The organism is Serratia plymuthica NBRC 102599 (assembly GCF_001590925.1).
Lineage (GTDB): Bacteria > Pseudomonadota > Gammaproteobacteria > Enterobacterales > Enterobacteriaceae > Serratia > Serratia plymuthica.
Window position 1 is genome coordinate 136,301 of sequence record NZ_BCTU01000024.1, and the last position, 18,173, is coordinate 154,473.

Annotated in this window: 17 protein-coding genes; 10 read left to right on the forward strand and 7 right to left on the reverse strand. The window is 56.6% G+C overall.

The window, feature by feature from the left end; genetic code table 11:
• Positions 1 to 153 precede the first annotated feature (153 nt).
• A complete protein-coding gene (locus SPL01S_RS16915) occupies positions 154 to 702 on the forward strand; it encodes a nucleotidyltransferase family protein (RefSeq protein WP_063201419.1) in 549 nt (182 codons plus the stop codon).
• Between the two features lie 59 nt (positions 703 to 761).
• Complete coding sequence (locus tag SPL01S_RS16920; protein WP_062868186.1) at positions 762 to 1,238, forward strand: FlxA-like family protein; 477 nt, start codon at positions 762 to 764, stop codon at positions 1,236 to 1,238.
• 1 nt (position 1,239) lies between these two features.
• Here the strand turns inward: SPL01S_RS16920 and SPL01S_RS16925 are convergent, their stop codons facing one another.
• Positions 1,240 to 2,160, reverse strand: a complete 921-nt coding sequence (locus tag SPL01S_RS16925) for a LysR family transcriptional regulator (RefSeq protein ID WP_063201422.1) — start codon at positions 2,158 to 2,160, stop codon at positions 1,240 to 1,242.
• 94 nt (positions 2,161 to 2,254) lie between these two features.
• On the opposite strand from SPL01S_RS16925, the gene SPL01S_RS16930 reads away from it, so the two are divergent.
• Positions 2,255 to 3,247 (forward strand): bile acid:sodium symporter family protein, encoded by a 993-nt coding sequence (locus SPL01S_RS16930; protein WP_062868188.1) that lies wholly within the window; start codon positions 2,255 to 2,257, stop codon positions 3,245 to 3,247.
• A gap of 29 nt (positions 3,248 to 3,276) precedes the next feature.
• Here SPL01S_RS16930 and SPL01S_RS16935 read toward each other — a convergent pair whose 3' ends face one another.
• From SPL01S_RS16935 to zipA, 3 genes are all read right to left on the reverse strand, one after another.
• Positions 3,277 to 3,492: a DUF3820 family protein gene (locus tag SPL01S_RS16935; protein WP_004947672.1), complete on the reverse strand. Its 216-nt coding sequence runs from the start codon at positions 3,490 to 3,492 to the stop codon at positions 3,277 to 3,279.
• Positions 3,492 to 5,513, reverse strand: coding sequence for an NAD-dependent DNA ligase LigA (gene ligA / locus SPL01S_RS16940; protein ID WP_063201426.1), 2,022 nt, complete (start codon positions 5,511 to 5,513; stop codon positions 3,492 to 3,494). The genes SPL01S_RS16935 and ligA overlap by 1 nt, the downstream gene beginning before the upstream one ends.
• A 78-nt stretch (positions 5,514 to 5,591) precedes the next feature.
• A complete protein-coding gene (gene zipA / locus SPL01S_RS16945) occupies positions 5,592 to 6,587 on the reverse strand; it encodes a cell division protein ZipA (RefSeq protein ID WP_063201431.1) in 996 nt (331 codons plus the stop codon).
• A 221-nt stretch (positions 6,588 to 6,808) separates the two neighbouring features.
• Here zipA and cysZ point away from each other — a divergent pair, with 221 nt between their 5' ends.
• The 5 genes from cysZ to crr all read left to right on the forward strand — a co-directional run bounded on the left by cysZ (position 6,809) and on the right by crr (position 11,710).
• Positions 6,809 to 7,570 (forward strand): sulfate transporter CysZ, encoded by a 762-nt coding sequence (gene cysZ, locus SPL01S_RS16950; protein ID WP_063201435.1) that lies wholly within the window; start codon positions 6,809 to 6,811, stop codon positions 7,568 to 7,570.
• 183 nt (positions 7,571 to 7,753) lie between these two features.
• A complete protein-coding gene (gene cysK, locus SPL01S_RS16955) occupies positions 7,754 to 8,722 on the forward strand; it encodes a cysteine synthase A (protein WP_004947678.1) in 969 nt (322 codons plus the stop codon).
• Between the two features lie 397 nt (positions 8,723 to 9,119).
• Positions 9,120 to 9,377: a phosphocarrier protein Hpr gene (gene ptsH / locus SPL01S_RS16960; RefSeq protein WP_004947679.1), complete on the forward strand. Its 258-nt coding sequence runs from the start codon at positions 9,120 to 9,122 to the stop codon at positions 9,375 to 9,377.
• A 46-nt stretch (positions 9,378 to 9,423) separates the two neighbouring features.
• Entirely contained in the window at positions 9,424 to 11,151 is a 1,728-nt protein-coding gene (gene ptsI / locus SPL01S_RS16965; protein WP_004947683.1) for a phosphoenolpyruvate-protein phosphotransferase PtsI, read from the forward strand.
• Between the two features lie 49 nt (positions 11,152 to 11,200).
• Positions 11,201 to 11,710 carry a PTS glucose transporter subunit IIA gene (gene crr, locus SPL01S_RS16970; protein WP_004947686.1) on the forward strand — a complete coding sequence of 170 codons (510 nt, stop codon included), beginning with the start codon at positions 11,201 to 11,203 and terminating at the stop codon, positions 11,708 to 11,710.
• Between the two features lie 67 nt (positions 11,711 to 11,777).
• Here crr and SPL01S_RS16975 read toward each other — a convergent pair whose 3' ends face one another.
• From SPL01S_RS16975 to SPL01S_RS16985, 3 genes are all read right to left on the reverse strand, one after another.
• Positions 11,778 to 12,683, reverse strand: coding sequence for a sulfotransferase domain-containing protein (locus tag SPL01S_RS16975; RefSeq protein ID WP_063201438.1), 906 nt, complete (start codon positions 12,681 to 12,683; stop codon positions 11,778 to 11,780).
• A 160-nt stretch (positions 12,684 to 12,843) separates the two neighbouring features.
• Positions 12,844 to 14,160, reverse strand: a complete 1,317-nt coding sequence (locus SPL01S_RS16980) for an ATP-binding protein (protein ID WP_063201441.1) — start codon at positions 14,158 to 14,160, stop codon at positions 12,844 to 12,846.
• 5 nt (positions 14,161 to 14,165) lie between these two features.
• A complete protein-coding gene (locus SPL01S_RS16985) occupies positions 14,166 to 14,846 on the reverse strand; it encodes a response regulator transcription factor (RefSeq protein ID WP_004947692.1) in 681 nt (226 codons plus the stop codon).
• A 175-nt stretch (positions 14,847 to 15,021) separates the two neighbouring features.
• Here SPL01S_RS16985 and SPL01S_RS16990 point away from each other — a divergent pair, with 175 nt between their 5' ends.
• Positions 15,022 to 16,218, forward strand: coding sequence for an efflux RND transporter periplasmic adaptor subunit (locus SPL01S_RS16990; protein ID WP_063201444.1), 1,197 nt, complete (start codon positions 15,022 to 15,024; stop codon positions 16,216 to 16,218).
• Between the two features lie 3 nt (positions 16,219 to 16,221).
• On the forward strand, positions 16,222 to 18,171 hold the full coding sequence (locus tag SPL01S_RS16995) for a MacB family efflux pump subunit (protein WP_063201447.1): 1,950 nt from the start codon (positions 16,222 to 16,224) through the stop codon (positions 18,169 to 18,171).
• Positions 18,172 to 18,173: the final 2 nt, after the last annotated feature.

Below are 18,173 nucleotides of genomic sequence, written 5' to 3' on the forward strand. Positions count from 1 at the left end.
TCAGTCGACAGATGAATTTATTTTTTACAGGAAATCATTCAGTTAATGCCGTTTACCGCCAGGCTCCGGGCAGCCTGAGCCTGCACTAAAATCATGCATTGCATTCCGCCGGCGAGCGCTTCGGGTTACAGTAGCCGCAACAAAGGAGAGGTAATGAACCGGCATCAGAAAATTATCCAGTGGTTACAGCAAGATAACGAAAGAATGACCCTGTTGCGCACCGTACGGCGGCTCGGCCTGAACGACTGGTGTCTGGGCGCCGGATTTGTACGCAATCTGGTGTGGGACCGGCTCCACGGTTATGCCTCCCCGACACCGCTCAACGACATCGACGTGATTCATTTTGATCCGCAACGGTCGGAAGCGGAGCGCGATAGGATGCTGGAGGCGCGGCTGCAACAGTGGTTGCCGCAGCCGTGGTCGGTGAAAAATCAGGCTCGCATGCACCTGCGCAGCGGGCGGGCGCCCTACCTCAACAGCGAGGATGCCATCAGCTTTTGGACCGAACTTGAAACGGCGGTTGGCGCGCGTCTGAACGCCGATGACGGCATCCAACTGGTAGCGCCTTTCGGCCTTGAGCGACTGTTCGACGACACCATTACCTTCAATGCCAAAAACGGCGATATCCACACCTTCGAGCAAAGGGTGGCCGACAAAGGCTGGCTGCAGCGCTGGCCGCGGCTACGGCAAGTTCGCGGGTAAAGTTTTACCCACCGCTGCCGATACCTTGAGCAGAAACATCAAGACTCAGGGAGAGCATCATGTCCACCAGCATTACCATGATCGTGCCGGTAAAAAACACCGTACCCGGCGTCAGCAACGTCTTCAGCGCCCCCGGCAAACAGGGCCAGGTGCTGATGGCCAAGCCTGTCAATCAGCAGCCCGAAGGCGGTAAACCCAAAGAAACCGAAGGCGCCGGCAGCGAGGAACAGGTCAATATCTCGGACAGCAGCGCCTCGGCACGCATCAAGGCGCTGAATAAACAGATCCAGGATCTGCAACAAAAACTGGTGGCTCTCAAAGACTCGGGCGGCGATGCCAAAGAGATCGAAAAACAGAAACAGCTGATCCAGGCGCAGATCAAAATGCTGCAGGCCGAAATCGAACGTATTCAGAAAGAAGAAATGGAAAAGCAGCAGCAGGAACAGATGGCGAAAGCCGCCTCCGGCAGCGCCCCGGTCAAAGGCGATGGTGTCAATCGCCCCACCGCGCTGAATGCCGTGGATGTGTATATCTGATTCAATAATCCACCTGTTGGCGGCGTTGCTGTTGCAACAACGCCGCCTGCTGCCCCACTACCTGCCAAATCACCTCCGCAGCTGGCGTCAACGAGCGGTTTTTACGCCGCACCAGCATCAGCGCACGATTAATTTCCGGCACCAGCCGACACACTTTCAATTGCCCGCCTTCCGGTAGCGGTAACGCCAGCGCCGGGAAAATGCTGATGCCGATACCCGCCGCCACCATGGGAAACAGCGTCGCCGGGTGACCGATTTCCTGCACCACCGGCGCTTCCACTCCCTGCTGACGCAAAGCGCTGTCAATCAATGGCCGACTGCCGGATGCATAATCCTGCAACACCAAACGGCTGCCGTTCAGTGCCGACCAGTGCACCTCGGGCATTGCGGCGAACGGGTGATCGCGGCGGCACAGCAGCAGGAAGGGTTCATGCAGAATCGGCTCGCAGTCCAGATCCACCGCCTGGACCGGATCCACCACGATGCCAAAATCCACCTCGGCGTTACGGATGCTGTGCAGCACCTGCTGTTGCGCCTGGTCACGCAGCATGATGCGAATATCCGGATACTGCTGCTCCCCGGCGGCGATGCATTGCGGCATCAGGTGGGCGGAGATGGTCTGGCTGGAAGCCACGCGCACCGTGCCGCTGCGTTGCACGCCAAAGCTACGTGCATCCAGCAACGAGGTTTGCAATTCATCCAGCAGCCGTTCCACGCGATTGGCCAGCCGCTGCCCGGCGTCGGTCAGCACCACTTCGCGCGTGGTACGGTCCAGCAGGCGCACACCGATCTCCGCTTCCAGTTCTTTCACGCTGTGGCTGACCGCCGACTGGGTCAGGCCAATAGCCTCACCGGCCCGGCTGAAGCTGCGATGCCGGGCAATGGCGACAAAAACTCTGAGCTGCTTGATGGAATAATTCATGTATTTTTTTCATAAATAAATTAAATAAATCAATTTAATTATTATATCCCGCAGCGCCACAATAAGCGCATCATTTTTATTCGAGTACGCCACCATGAGATTCCTGCCCGACCGCTTTACCCTGACGCTGCTCGCCACCGTATTGCTGGCGTCGTTCCTGCCTGCGCGGGGCGAATTTGTCGGCTGGCTAAACGTGCTGACCATCGCCGCCATCGCCCTGCTGTTTTTTATGCACGGCGCCAAGCTGTCTCGCGAAGCCATTCTGGCCGGCAGCAACAACTGGCGGCTGCATCTGTGGGTGATGTTCAGCACCTTTATCATTTTTCCGGCGCTCGGCGTGCTGTTTAAATGGTGGTCGCCGATCGACGTCAGCCCAGAGCTGTATTCCGGCTTTATCTACCTGTGCATTCTGCCCGCCACCGTGCAATCGGCCATCGCCTTTACCTCGCTGGCGGGGGGCAACGTCGCCGCCGCGGTGTGCAGCGCGTCGGCCTCCAGCCTGCTGGGGATCTTCGTCTCACCGCTGTTGGTCGGGCTGCTGATGAACGTCCACGGTGAAACCGGCAGCCTGCAACAGGTCGGCTCGATTGTGCTGCAACTGTTGGTGCCCTTCGTCGCCGGCCATTTGTCACGGCCGCTGATCGGCAAGTGGATCGAACGCAACCGCAAGCTTATCGGTAAAACCGACCAGACCTCGATTCTGCTGGTGGTCTATGCCGCCTTCAGTGAGGCGGTCACGCACGGTATCTGGCATCAGGTGGGCATGGGTTCGCTGGTGTTTATCGTGGTGGGCAGCATCGTCCTGCTGACGATCGTGCTGGTGGTGAACACTTACATGGCGCGCTGGATGGGCTTTAGCAAAGCCGACGAAATCACCATAGTGTTCTGCGGCTCGAAGAAAAGCCTGGCGAACGGTATCCCGATGGCCAATATCCTGTTCCCGGCTTCAACCGTGGGGATTATGGTTTTGCCACTGATGGTGTTCCATCAGGTGCAATTAATGACTTGCGCAGTGTTGGCGAGACGTTATCAGAAGAAACAGCAGGAAAAACAGGGGGCGCTCAACGCAGAAGCGTCGCGCGGATAAACGAAACGGGCTTTCGCCCGTCTGTCTGTTCAACTCTTTTTTAACGGCTTGACCAGGTGGTCAAGCCCTTCGATTTTAATCGCCAGCGTCATTTCCATCAGCATGCCGAGTTTGCCGTTGGGGAACTCGCCTTTGCGGGCGAACCACAGCAGATACTCTTCAGGCAGGTCAATCAGCGCCCGCCCTTGGTACTTGCCAAACGGCATCAGGGTATTGGCGATCTCGATCAGATTCTCTTTTTCCATCAGACACCCAGCAGGCGGATCATTTCCGCTTCATCGATCACTGCAATGCCCAATTCCTGCGCCTTCACCAACTTGGAGCCGGCCGCTTCGCCGGCAATCACCAGATCGGTCTTTTTCGAGACGCTGCCGCTGACCTTGGCGCCCAGCGCCGTCAAACGATCTTTAGCCTCATCGCGTGAAAGTTGGCTCAACGAACCGGTCAACACCACGGTTTTACCGGCAAACGGGCTGTCGATCTCTTCCGCCGCTACCACCACCACTTCCGGCCAGTTGATGCCAATCTCGGCGCCAATCAGTTCGTCGATCACCTTCTGGTTAAGCTCTTCGTCGAGGAAATGACGCACATGCTTCGCCACCACCTCACCGACGTCCGGAACTTGTTTCAACGCGTCGATATCGGCGGCGTACAGCTTTGAAAGCTCACCGAAGTGCGCCGCCAGGTTGGCCGCCGTGGCCTCGCCCACTTCGCGGATGCCGAGCGCATACAGGAAACGGGCAAAGGTGGTCCGCTTGGATTTCTCCAGCGCGTTGACCAGGTTCTGCGCCGACTTCGGCCCCATGCGATCCAACCCGGTCAGAATACCTGCGGACAGGCGGAATAAATCGGCCGGATTCTTCACATATTCTTTTTCTACCAGTTGCTCGATGATCTTGTCGCCCATGCCGTCGACGTCCATCGCGCGCCGGGAAACGAAGTGCTTCAGCGCTTCTTTACGTTGCGCGGCGCAGATCAGCCCACCGGTGCAACGCGTTACCGCCTCGCCTTCAACCCGCTCCACATCGGAACCACAGACCGGGCAATGCAGTGGGAACACTATTTCACGCGAGTCCTGCGGACGGCGATCCTCAATCACCCCGACCACCTTCGGGATCACGTCACCGGCACGGCGCACGATCACCGTATCGCCGATGCGCAGGCCCAAACGTTCGATCTCGTCGGCATTGTGCAGCGTGGCGTTACTGACGATCACGCCGGCAACCTGCACCGGTTCCAGTCGCGCCACCGGCGTTATCGCCCCGGTACGCCCAACCTGGAATTCCACTTCGCGCACCACGGTAATTTGTTCCTGCGCCGGGAACTTGAATGCCGTCGCCCAACGTGGCGCTCGCGCCACAAAGCCAAGCGTTTCCTGCAGATCGATATCATCAATTTTGACCACCACGCCGTCGATATCGAATCCGAGCTGCGCGCGGTCCTGCTCCACCTGGCGGTAGAAAGCCAATACTTCGTCGCTGCCGGTGCAGCATTTGGCGCGATCGCTGACCGGTAAGCCCCAGTTTTTAAACTGCATCAGGCGCTGCCAGTGACTGCGCGGCAGCTCGCCGCCTTCCAACAGACCAACGCCATAGCAGAAAAAGGTCAGTGGGCGTTTGGCGGTAATGCGCGGATCGAGCTGGCGGATAGAACCGGCGGCGGCGTTACGCGGGTTGGCAAATATCTTGCCGTCCTTGCGACGCGCCTCTTCGTTCATCTGCTCGAAGCCGGCCTGCGGCATAAACACTTCGCCGCGCACTTCCAGCCGACGCGGGATATTGTCGCCGCTCAGACGCAGCGGGATGGCGCGGATGGTACGCACATTGGAGGTAATGTTCTCACCGGTGGTGCCGTCGCCGCGCGTGGCCGCACGCACCAGTTCGCCGTCTTCGTACAGCAGGCTGACCGCCAGACCGTCCAGTTTCAGCTCGCAACAGAAAGTGAGCGGATCGCTGCTCTTCAGGCGATCCTGTACGCGTTTGTAGAACGCCAGAAAGCTTTCTTCGTCGAATACGTTATCCAGCGACAGCATCGGCACTTCATGCCGCACCTGATCGAACGCCGCCAGCGGAGCGGCGCCCACGCGCTGGGTCGGCGAATCGGCGGTGATCAGCTCCGGGTGCGCGTTTTCCAACTCACGCAGCTCATTCATCAGACGATCGTATTCCGCATCCGGCACTTCCGGCGCATCAAGCACATGATATTGGTATTCGTGATGGCGCAGTGAGGTTCGTAGTTGATTGATTTGTTGGATTATCGATTCCATGGCTCACCATCAAAGATAAAAAACCCCCGGCAAGCGGGGGCTTTGTTGTTACGGATATTCAGTGCGCGTCGCTACCGGTCAGGCGTTGCTTTCCAACACTTCGCGGATGCGCGCTTTGTAGGTTTCCAGCTTCTGCGGGGTCATCATACGGCGCTCATCGTCCAGCACCACACCGCCCACGTCGTCGGCGATTCGCTGTGCCGACTGCAGCATCAGCTTGAAGTTCTGATTAGCGTCGCCATAAGACGGCACCATCATGAACATCGACACGCCCGGCGTGGAGAAATCGGACATCATGTCGGGATCAAAAGATCCCGGCTTGACCATATTCGCCAGGCTGAACAGCACAGGGCCGCTGCCTGCCGGGCTGATATGGCGATGGAAAATCCCCATTGCGCCAAACTGGAAGCCCGCTTGCAGCACGCTCTGCAGCAGAACTTCGCCGCCGATCACGCCACCCTGATGTGCGGTAACGTGCAGCACCAGTACGGTTTCTTTCAGTTTTGCCGGTTTAATGGCTGCCGGAGCCGGCTGAGGTTCCACCGCCGCTGGTTTCACTTCCGGCTGCGGCTGATGCGCAGGTTCGGCGCGGAACGCCGGCTCTGCTGCAGTCGCCACAGGCGGCAGATCGTCAACGCGCGGTTCACGGCGCGGCGCAGGTTGCTGCGGCTCGTCGTCTGCGTCCTGCGCGTAGTTGTCCAGCAGGATGTCATCATAATCCGGCCGCTGAGACAGCGGTGGCGGAGACTGATGAGCAGCCGGTTGAACGGCACGTGGCGTAAGCTCGGCCGCCGGAGCAGGCTTCGGCGCAACCACGGGTTCTTCGCGTGCGGCATCAAAATGACCAAACGACGGCTCATCGTGCGGGTTGACGGCGCGTACACGCACCTCTCCCACGCCTTCATCGAGATCGTCGATCGGGGATTGTTCACGTTCTTTTTTAGAACGCTTGGCTGGGCGATCGCGGAAAAGCGACGAGCGTTCTTTGCGACTGGTCCACAGACCGTGCAATAACAACGCTATTATGGCGATCGCGCCAACAACGATTAATATCAGACGCAAATCCTGCATCATTGCTATCTCTGTTGTTCCAATACATTGCCACCGCGGCAAACATTCACTCTTTAACTCTATTTGCCCGAGCACACAAGTGCAAGTCCGTGCTGAACTTTATGCCAATAAAGATGATTATACTGCCTTTTTTTGCTGTTTTTTCAGCCAATGACACCCTAGCCAGTAGAAAATCATCCCGATATGATAGCGATGCCTGTTCAGACAACGAGATAACTTAAGATATGTCCTATACGCAGTCACCTTCTCACTCCACCAGCGGCTTTCATTATTTTGCCGAAGGTTGGCGCCTGATTTCGCGCCCGGGGATTAAACGCTATGTCGTCCTGCCGTTGCTGGTCAACGTGCTGCTGATGGGCTCCGCTTTCTGGTGGCTGTTCAGCCAACTGGGCGATTGGATCCCCAGCATGATGAGCCACGTGCCCAACTGGCTGCAGTGGCTGAGCTATCTGCTGTGGCCGCTGGCGGTCATTTCCGTCCTGCTGGTATTCAGCTATTTGTTCAGTACCCTCACCAACCTGATTGCCGCACCCTTCTGCGGCCTGCTGGCCGAACATCTGGAGGGCAGCCTGACCGGCAAGCCACTGCCGGACACCGGCATCTTCGGCATAGTGAAGGACCTGCCGCGCATCATGGCGCGTGAATGGCGCAAACTGGCGTACTACCTGCCGCGTGCTCTGCTGTTGCTGATACTCTATTTCATTCCGGGGATCGGCCAAACGGTGGCGCCGGTGCTGTGGTTTTTGTTCAGCGCCTGGATGCTGGCGATCCAATATTGCGACTACCCTTTCGATAACCATAAGGTGAGCTTTGCCGATATGCGTCGTGCGCTGCGTCAGCACAAAACCGACAACCTGCAATTTGGCGCGATGGTCAGCCTGTTCACCATGATCCCCATCCTTAATCTGGTGATCCTGCCGGTCGCGGTTTGCGGCGCCACCGCCATGTGGGTCGACCGTTACCGTACACAATTCGTTCGTTCCTGAGCCGTTTCATTCCCCGCATTACGATTAATTCTTCGACAGGGCGCGCAATTTGCGCCCTTATCGTTGTGCTTAAAACTTATTTCCTAATAACATATCGATATACCAATTCTTTACTTCCCTGCCGGTACTGTTAGCGTATGCTTTCGATGTTCCCCACATTTTCATAGAGTTAAAGGACGGGCTATGAGCAAGATATACGAAGACAACTCATTAACGATCGGCCATACGCCGCTGGTTCGTCTGAACCGTATCGGCAACGGACGCATTCTGGCCAAGGTTGAATCACGCAACCCAAGCTTCAGCGTTAAATGCCGCATCGGTGCCAATATGATTTGGGACGCAGAAAAACGCGGCATCCTGGTCGCCGGCAAAGAACTGGTAGAACCGACCAGCGGCAACACCGGTATCGCTCTGGCCTTCGTCGCCGCCGCACGCGGCTACAAACTGACGCTGACCATGCCGGAAACCATGAGCATCGAGCGTCGCAAGCTGCTTAAAGCGCTGGGGGCCAACCTGGTGCTGACCGAAGGCGCAAAAGGCATGAAAGGCGCCATCGCCAAGGCGGAAGAAATTGTCGCTACCGATCCGGAGCGTTACCTCATTTTGCAGCAGTTCAGCAACCCGGCTAACCCCGCCATTCATGAGAAAACCACCGGCCCGGAAATCTGGGAAGACACCGATGGCGAGGTCGACGTTTTCATCTCAGGCGTCGGCACCGGCGGTACGCTGACCGGCGTCAGCCGCTACATCAAAAACACCAAAGGCAAAGCGATCACCACCGTGGCGGTAGAGCCTACCGATTCCCCGGTGATCACGCAGGCGTTGGCCGGTGAAGAAATCAAACCGGGCCCGCACAAGATTCAAGGCATCGGCGCAGGCTTTATCCCCGGTAACCTGGATCTCGATCTGGTTGACCGCGTAGAACAAATCACCAACGACGAAGCCATCAGCATGGCGCGCCGTCTGATGGACGAAGAAGGCATTCTGGCGGGCATTTCCTCCGGGGCGGCCGTGGCGGCAGCGGTGAAAATCGCAGAAGAAGCCGACTTCGCCGACAAAACCATCGTTGTGATTCTGCCATCCTCCGGTGAACGCTACCTGAGCACTGCATTGTTTGCCGATTTGTTCACCGAGCAAGAATTGCAACAGTAGTGCCAGCTGTGCACAAATAGCTAAAAAAGCACCTTTCGGGGTGCTTTTTTGTGGACTGGATCAAAGTTTATAGCAGTTGAAGATTGATTTTACCCGCCAGCTTTAGTATTTAACGGTGCATTATTTCGATGCACAAAATTAATCACCCTCCGCCCCATGTTTTAAGCTGAATCGATTTACTCGTTTGTCGCAGCTGCGTTAAACACGGCATAATGGAGAGCTGATTGAAACGACGGCAGAAGCCAATTTTTTTTGATCTGAAGGGCCAAATTCGTCGTTTTCTGTTGCATCAATACTCGCCCCTGTACCATAGTCAGGCGCTAACCAGACAAGCTAAAGTAATACCCTTGGGCTAAACTTTAGCTCCACAACACACCAATAAGTTGGGGAAACATCAATGTTCCAGCAAGAAGTTACTATTACCGCTCCGAATGGTCTGCACACTCGCCCTGCCGCTCAGTTCGTTAAAGAAGCCAAAGGCTTCACATCTGACATCACCGTGACTTCCAACGGTAAAAGCGCCAGCGCCAAGAGCCTGTTCAAACTGCAAACTCTGGGGCTGACCCAAGGGACCGTAGTGACCATCTCTGCTGAAGGTGAAGACGACCAGAAAGCCGTTGAGCACTTGGTAAAACTGATGGCAGAGCTTGAGTAATCGGCCCGTCTTTTTAGTTAAAACCAGTCAAGAGTAAGGTAGGGTTATGATTTCAGGCATTTTAGTATCACCGGGTATCGCTTTTGGTAAGGCTCTCCTACTGAAAGAAGATGAAATTGTCATCAACCGGAAGAAAATCTCTGCAGACCATGTAGAGCAGGAAGTCTCGCGTTTTCTGGCTGGCCGCGCCAAAGCGTCCGAACAGCTGGAAGCGATCAAGACCAAAGCTGGCGAAACCTTCGGCGAAGAAAAAGAAGCCATCTTCGAAGGCCACATCATGCTGCTGGAAGACGAAGAGCTTGAGCAGGAAATCATAGCCCTTATCAAAGACGATCTGGCTTCTGCCGATGCGGCAGCCTACACCATCATTGAAGGCCAGGCGAAAGCGCTGGAAGAGCTGGACGATGAATACCTGAAAGAACGTGCGGCTGACGTACGCGACATCGGTAAACGCCTGCTGCAGAACATTCTGGGCCTGGCTATCGTCGATTTGAGCTCCATCCAGGACGAAGTGATCCTGGTTGCAACCGATCTGACCCCGTCTGAGACCGCACAGTTGAACCTGGACAAAGTGTTGGGCTTCATCACCGATCTCGGCGGCCGTACTTCGCACACCTCTATCATGGCGCGCTCCCTGGAACTGCCGGCAATCGTAGGCACCAGCGACGTAACCAAGCAGGTGAAGAACGACGATTACCTGATTCTGGACGCGGTTAACAATAAAATTTACGTTAACCCAACCGCTGACGTTATCGATCAGCTGAAAGCCGCACAGACCCAGTACGTTACCGAGAAAAACGATCTGGCCAAGCTGAAAGATCTGCCGGCGATTACGCTGGACGGCCATCAGGTTGAAGTCTGCGCCAACATCGGCACCGTGCGCGACGTCGCGGGTGCAGAGCGCAATGGCGCTGAAGGTGTCGGCCTGTATCGTACCGAATTCCTGTTCATGGACCGCGACTCGCTGCCAACCGAAGACGAGCAGTTCCAGGCCTATAAAGCCGTTGCGGAAGCCGTGGGCGCACAAGCCGTGATCGTCCGCACCATGGACATCGGCGGCGACAAAGACCTGCCGTACATGAACCTGCCGAAAGAAGAGAACCCGTTCCTCGGCTGGCGCGCCATCCGTATCGCCATGGACCGCAGAGAAATCCTGCACGCCCAGCTGCGCGCCATTTTGCGCGCCTCCGCGTTCGGCAAGCTGCGCATCATGTTCCCGATGATCATTTCCGTCGAAGAAGTACGCGATCTGAAAGGCGAACTCGAGACGCTGAAAGCGCAGTTGCGTGAAGAAGGCAAGGCGTTCGACGAAACAATTGAAGTGGGCGTAATGGTGGAAACACCAGCTGCGGCGGTGATTGCCCACCATCTGGCGAAAGAAGTCGACTTCTTTAGTATTGGGACAAACGATCTAACCCAGTATACTCTGGCGGTAGATCGCGGCAACGAGCTGATTTCTCATCTCTATAACCCGATGTCCCCATCAGTGCTTGGCCTGATCAAACAGGTCATTGATGCATCTCACGCAGAAGGCAAGTGGACCGGCATGTGCGGTGAACTGGCTGGCGATGAGCGTGCTACACTGTTGTTATTGGGCATGGGGCTGGATGAGTTCAGCATGAGTGCGATTTCAATCCCGCGCATCAAGAAAATTATTCGTAATACGAATTTCGAAGATGTGAAGGCGTTGGCAGCGCAAGCCTTGGCACAGCCAACGGCGCAAGACCTGATGAATTGCGTGAATAAATTCATCGAAGAAAAAACGCTCTGCTAAACTTCCACGACACTGGAACGCCGCCCAATTTAATGCTTAGGAGAAGATCATGGGTTTGTTCGATAAACTGAAATCTCTGGTTTCTGATGACAAGAAAGACACGGGCACTATCGAGATCGTAGCTCCACTTTCTGGCGAAATCGTTAACATCGAAGATGTACCTGACGTAGTTTTCGCTGAAAAAATCGTTGGCGACGGTATTGCCATCAAACCGACAGGCAACAAAATGGTTGCCCCGGTTGACGGCACTATCGGTAAAATTTTCGAAACCAACCATGCTTTCTCTATCGAATCCGACAGCGGCATCGAGCTGTTTGTCCACTTCGGTATCGACACCGTTGAACTGAAAGGCGAAGGCTTCAAACGCATCGCTGAAGAAGGCCAGCGCGTCAAGAAAGGCGACGTGGTTATCGAGTTCAACCTGGCACTGCTGGAAGAGAAAGCCAAGTCTATCCTGACGCCGGTTGTTATCTCCAACATGGACGAGATCAAAGAACTGATCAAACTGTCCGGTACCGTAATCGTTGGTGAAACCCCGATCATCCGCATCAAGAAGTAATTGCGAATGTGAAAGACAAACGGCGCCCAGTGCGCCGTTTTTTTTACGTCATTCTTGCCGCGAAAAATCACTCCTCGCGAGCTTGCCAACCCCCATTGATCAACCAATGCGCGCAGGCTTCACCAAGCTCATGATTCGCTTTCGCCTCATAGTCGGCGCATTCCTGTGCGGACAGCACCTCTGCCCAACGCTTATTTACACCTTTATTGATAAATGTATTGCCGCCGCCCTGCCACAAACTCCCGTTCATTGGTGCAACCTTTTCCCCATTCTGTTTCATCCAGTCAAACGAGCAATGCAGTACAATGTCATGCCAATGCGCGTCTTGAATGGGGATCTCTAAAAACCTGGCGATTCGTCTGATGGTACCGGGCGTATCTTGCTTAATATCGTTAAAATGCAACAACAGTAAATTGGGCAGATGGCGAATCGACCACCAACTTTTGATATTCAGCCAAAAAGCCTCACCCTCTAGGTTTAACCACTGCTGCCAGTATTGTTTAACGTCCACAGCCGCTTGTGGCGGAGCCTTGGCGATCTGCCCTTCGGCATTATCGAGCCCTTGACGAAATTGTTCGCTAAGGTTTAATTCCACATTATGCCGACTCCAGGCGCAATCGCGCCCGTCACGAGCGACATAGATATATTTGGCCTTCGGCGAATACACCAATGCATCGACCGGAAGATGCGTTTTTATGATCCTCCGATGCTGCTGTTGCTCATATAACTCAAGCAGGATTTGTCGACCTGGAAGGCGAAAATCCAACCAGGGTGAAATATCGGCAATAGCTACGTTCTCATCACCATTAAACACCAGTTGGGCCACAATTTGTTGTGTCAGCGTCGTGCCCGCTTTAGGTGATGAAGCGATAATGATGTCGTCACCACGAAAAACAAACTCATTCCAAATGCTCGAGTCAGAAAGGTAGCACTGCTGTTCGCGCTGTTTTACTGGCCAAATCGTTGGGTTCATGTTGTCTCCGCTAAGCTGTGATCAAATCAACTCATAACGACATCATTATCACGCTAACTTAAACCATAAAAACACCATATTCCAAGTTTTTATGTCGCGTTAACCAAGAATAGCAAAGTATAATTCCAAATCAACATGATTACCCACAAACTGCATGGCTTTACCCCCAACGCGGGATCCGGAGGGTAATGATTAACCCCTCTTGCTCGCCGTTGCGCGCATCAACCTGGCCGCCGTGCGCCAGCACCACCTTGCGGGTGATCGCCAGCCCCAGCCCATAACCCTTGCCCGACATCGCCGATTTCACCCGAACGAACGGATCAAAAATACTGGAAAGCTTTGCCTCTTCCACCCCAGGCCCCTGATCGCTGACCTCGATCTGGAACAATTGGTCGATACGCGTCAGCACCACTGTGACCCGCTGCCCGTGGCTGGAGAAACGCAATGCGTTACGCACGATGTTGTCCACCGCGCGCCGCATCAGTTCGGCATTGCCTTTGACGGTGTACTCCACGTCAGAACTGGCCTGCAACACGATCTCGACTCCGGGGATCTGCGCTTCGTAGCGTGCGTCGTTGACCACCGCATCCACCAGCCCGTAAAGATCGAAATACTCCTCGTCCGGCAGGCTGTTGCTCTCGGCGCGCGACAGCGCCAGCAACTCGCCAATCATCTTGTCCAACCGCCCCGCTTCGTGCTCTATTCGCTGCAACGAGCTCTCAACGTTGCCGTCATTCTGCCGCGCCAGCCCGATGGCCAACTGCAGCCGGGCAAGCGGTGAGCGCAGTTCGTGCGAGACATCGTGCAGTAACTGCTCGCGAGCGCTGACCAGCAGTTCCAGCCTTTCGGCCATGGTGTCGAAATCGCGTGCCACTTCAGAAAGCTCATCATGCCGCCGGCGCATCGCCGGGAACAGCCGCACGGACAAATCCCCCTGCGCCACGCGATCAAAACCGGCGCTCAATTTGCGCATTGGCCGGGTCAGGTTCCAGGCCAGCACGGCGCTGAACAGCAGCCCACCCAGTCCGCCCACCCACAGCATCGGCGCCGGAATATTGAAGAAATGCGAACGCTTGCTAGGACGGTATTGTTCGCGCAGAGTGCGCACATCATAATTCAACAGATAGCCGCTATTGTTCCCCGTTTGCACCCATGCCGTGATATTTTCCGGCATGCGGCGAACCTCGAAAGGCCCCTCCACCGTCGCAGGCGGATGCGCCATCGGGGTTACCGACAAAAAACGCCGGTCATCGTCCGACCAGTCTTGCATTATGGCTTCCAGGGCGGGCTCGCCGCCGCTGCGCAGCAAAGTGCCGGCCGTTGCCAACTGCAGATTGATAAGCCGCCGGGCCACGGCATTTTCCGGGGGTTCATAGCGATCGCCGTACAGGGAAAAAGCGACCCACAGCGCCTGGGTCATGATGATAAACGTGAGCCAGAAACCCAGCAGAATTTTCCAGAATAGTCTTCCGCGCATGGGCATTACCTGATGCGGTAGCCGATGCTGCGCACCGTTTCAATGCTGAGCATGTTGTCCGTCAGCGCGCCCAGTTTCTGGCGGATGTTGCTGATATGAACGTCAACGCTGCGGTCATAGGCTTCACGTGGGCGCCCCAATCCTTTTTCCGACAGCTCGTCCTTGGACACCACACGCTCCGGCGCGCGCAACAGCAGTTCCAGCAGGTTGAACTCCGAAGCGGTCAGATCAAACGCCTTGCCGCGCCATTCGCTGCTGCGGGTTGAGGGGTTAAGCGTCAATTCACCGAAGCTGATGGCAATCTCGTCATCCACTTCTTCCGGACGCTCGTCGAAACGGCGCAACACTGCGCGCAAGCGCGCCACCAGTTCACGCGGATAGCACGGCTTGGGCATGTAGTCATCGGCGCCCATCTCCAGGCCGATAACCCGATCGATATTGTCGCCTTTGGCCGTCAACATGATGATCGGCATACGGCTTTTTTTACGCACGTCGCGCAGCACATCAATACCGCTCATGTCCGGCAGCATGATGTCGAGGATCATCGCGGTATACTCGCCCGATAGCGCGCCTTCTACCCCGGCCTTGCCGGTCAGCACCAACGTGGCGTTAAACCCTTCGCCGGTCAGGTATTCGCTCAGCATGGTGCCAAGCTCCAGGTCGTCATCGACCAATAAAATTTTCATGCCTTGCTCCTTCGCGGATTTTCGTCATTTTTACGCCTATTTGCCTGCTTCGCAGCCGGTTTTACTCAATCCTTACACATTCCTGAACGCCACTTAACCGCAGCCTGGCCGAGGGCGCGCTAAATTAGTGCAAATAGATTTTTGCCGCGCTTTTATGCCAGGGAACCTCTTCGTCATGCCATCGTTTCAACGCTCAAAACGCTATCTGTTGCCCACTGTTATTGTGGCTGCTATCGCCTTATTTCTCTACTTCAGAGCGCAAGGCACCGCCGAAACGCCCCGTTATATCACTGCGGTAGCGCAAACGCGCGATCTGGAACAAACCGTGCTGGCCGATGGCACCATTGAAGCGCAAAAACAGGTCAGCGTCGGCGCGCAGGTCTCCGGCCAGATAAAGGCCCTGCGCGTGGCGCTGGGCGATAAGGTGCATAAAGGGCAACTGGTGGCCGAGATCGACGATTTAACCCAGCAGAACTCGCTGAGGGACGCAGAAGCGGCATTGAAGAACGTACAGGCGCAGCGTGCCTCAAAACTGGCGGCGCTGCGCAACAATCAGCTCGCCTATCAGCGCCAACAGGCCATAGTGGCGCGCGGCGTCGGCGTGCAGGCGGATTTTGACAGCGCCAGAGCCACGCTGGAGGCCACCCGCGCCGACATCAACGCACTGGACGCGCAGATCGTGCAGGCGCAGATCGCGGTGAATACTGCGCAGGTCAACCTCGGCTATACCAAAATCACCTCCCCGATCGACGGCACCATCGTCGCGCTGCCGGTTGAAGAAGGGCAGACGGTGAATGCGGTGCAAAGCGCCCCGACCCTCGTCAAAGTCGCCCGGCTGGACACCATGACCATCGAAGCGCAGATTTCCGAGGCCGACGTGGTGAAGGTGAAAACCGGCATGCCGGTCTATTTCACCATTCTCGGCGAACCGGGCAAACGCTACCGCGCCACGCTGCGGGCGATAGAGCCCGCCCCCGACTCGATCAATGATGAGACCACCACGTCGAGCTCCAGCAGCAGTTCCAGCAGTTCTTCCACCTCCAGCACCGCGATTTACTATAACGGCCTGTTCGACGTGGCGAACCCCGACGGCGCGCTGCGCATTTCCATGACCGCGCAGGTGTATATCGTGCTGGACAAGGCGAAAGGCGCAGTCGTGATCCCCGCCACCGCGTTACAGGGCGACTGGGTGCAGGTGGTGGACGAACAGGGCAATATCGCCCGCCGCCCGGTGAAGGTCGGCATCAATAACAACGTCGACGCGCAGATCATCAGCGGTGTGCTGGCCGGCGAAAAAGTGATTGTCAGCCAGGTCAGCGCGGCGACGCAAAGCAGCACGCGGCGCATGGGCCCGCCGCCGATGGGGATGTGATTGATGAACCCACCTCCTCTGTTGCAACTGCGCGGCATCAGCCGCCATTTTCAGGCCGGCGAACAACGCGTGACGGTGCTGAACAATATCAATCTCACCATCGGCCAGGGCGAAATGGTGGCGATCGTCGGCGCTTCAGGCTCCGGTAAATCGACGCTGATGAACCTTCTTGGCTGCCTGGATCGCCCCAGCGAAGGGGATTACCAGGTTGCCGGGCGCAGCACCGGGCGGTTGGATCGCGACAGCCTGGCCGAACTGCGCCGCGAGCATTTCGGTTTTATCTTCCAGCGCTATCACCTGCTGGCGGAACTCACCGCGCAAGACAACGTCGAGGTGCCGGCGGTCTACGCCGGGCGTCAACGCGCCGCACGCCGCCAGCGTGCCGCCGATCTGTTGCAGCGACTCGGGCTGGCGGACCGTCTGAACTACCGGCCCAGCCAGCTCTCCGGCGGCCAGCAGCAACGCGTCAGTATCGCCCGGGCGTTGATGAACGGCGGGGAAGTGATCCTGGCGGACGAACCGACCGGCGCGCTAGACAGCCACAGCGGACAAGAAGTGCTGAGCATTCTGAAAGACCTGCATGCACGCGGTCATACAGTGGTGATCGTCACCCATGACATGCAGATCGCCGAACATGCTCAACGCATTATTGAGCTGCGCGACGGCGAAGTTGTCGCCGATCGGCAAAAAACCGCCCAGACCAACGCGCTGCTGCCGAAGGTGCCTGAAAGTGCCGGCAGCCGCTGGCAATCGCAGCGCGACCGCTTTTACGAAGCCTTCAAAATGGCGGTGTTGGCGATGGCGTCACAACGCCTGCGTACTCTGCTGACCATGCTCGGCATTATCATCGGCATCGCTTCGGTGGTGTCGGTGGTGGCGCTGGGCAAAGGTTCGCAACAACAGGTGCTGGCGAACATCAATGCCATGGGCACCAGCACGCTGGAAATCTACCCGGGCAAGGATTTCGGCGATATGCGCTCTGCGGCGATCCAGACGCTGCGCGCCACCGACGCCGACGCGCTGGCACAGCAGGGATACGTCCACAGCGTGACGCCGACGCTGTCCAGCAGCACCACTTTTCGCTATGGCAATCAGTCGGTCAGCGGTACGGTCAATGGCGTAGGCGAGCAATATTTTCTGGTGCGCGGCTACAGCATCGACAGCGGCATGGCATTTAACCGTCACAGCGTCGACAACCTGATGCAGGAAGCGGTGATCGACGAGAATACCCGCAATAAGCTGTTCCCCAACGGGGCCAACCCGATCGGCGAAGTGATCCTGCTCGGTTCGCTGCCGTGCCGGATTATCGGCGTGGCCGCCAAAAAGCAGAGCGGCTTCGGCAGCGATGAAAACCTGAACGTCTGGATCCCCTACACCACCGTCATGAAACGCATGCTGGGCCAAAGTTACCTGAAGAGCATCACCGTGCGGGTCAACGACGATGTTGATCTCGGCAGCGCCGAAGACGGCGTCACCCGTTTGCTGAGCCAACGCCACGGCACCAAGGATTTCTTCGTCATGAACACCGACAGCATCCGTCAAACCATTGAGAAAACCACGGCTACCCTGACGCTGTTGGTGTCGATGATCGCGCTGATCTCGCTGGTGGTGGGCGGCATTGGGGTGATGAATATCATGCTGGTGTCGGTCACCGAGCGCACGCGCGAAATCGGCGTGCGCATGGCGGTAGGCGCTCGCGCCGGGGATATCATGCAACAGTTTTTAATCGAGGCGGTGCTGGTGTGCCTGCTGGGCGGCGCATTGGGGGTGCTGCTGTCGCTGGGGATCGGCGTGCTGTTCAGCCAATTCAGCAGTAACTTCACCATGATCTATTCCGGAGCCTCGATCGTCGCCGCGTTTGTCTGTTCGACGCTGATCGGGGTGATTTTCGGCTTTTTCCCGGCGAAACGCGCCGCCGGGATGGATCCGATACATGCGTTGGAAAGGGAATAACC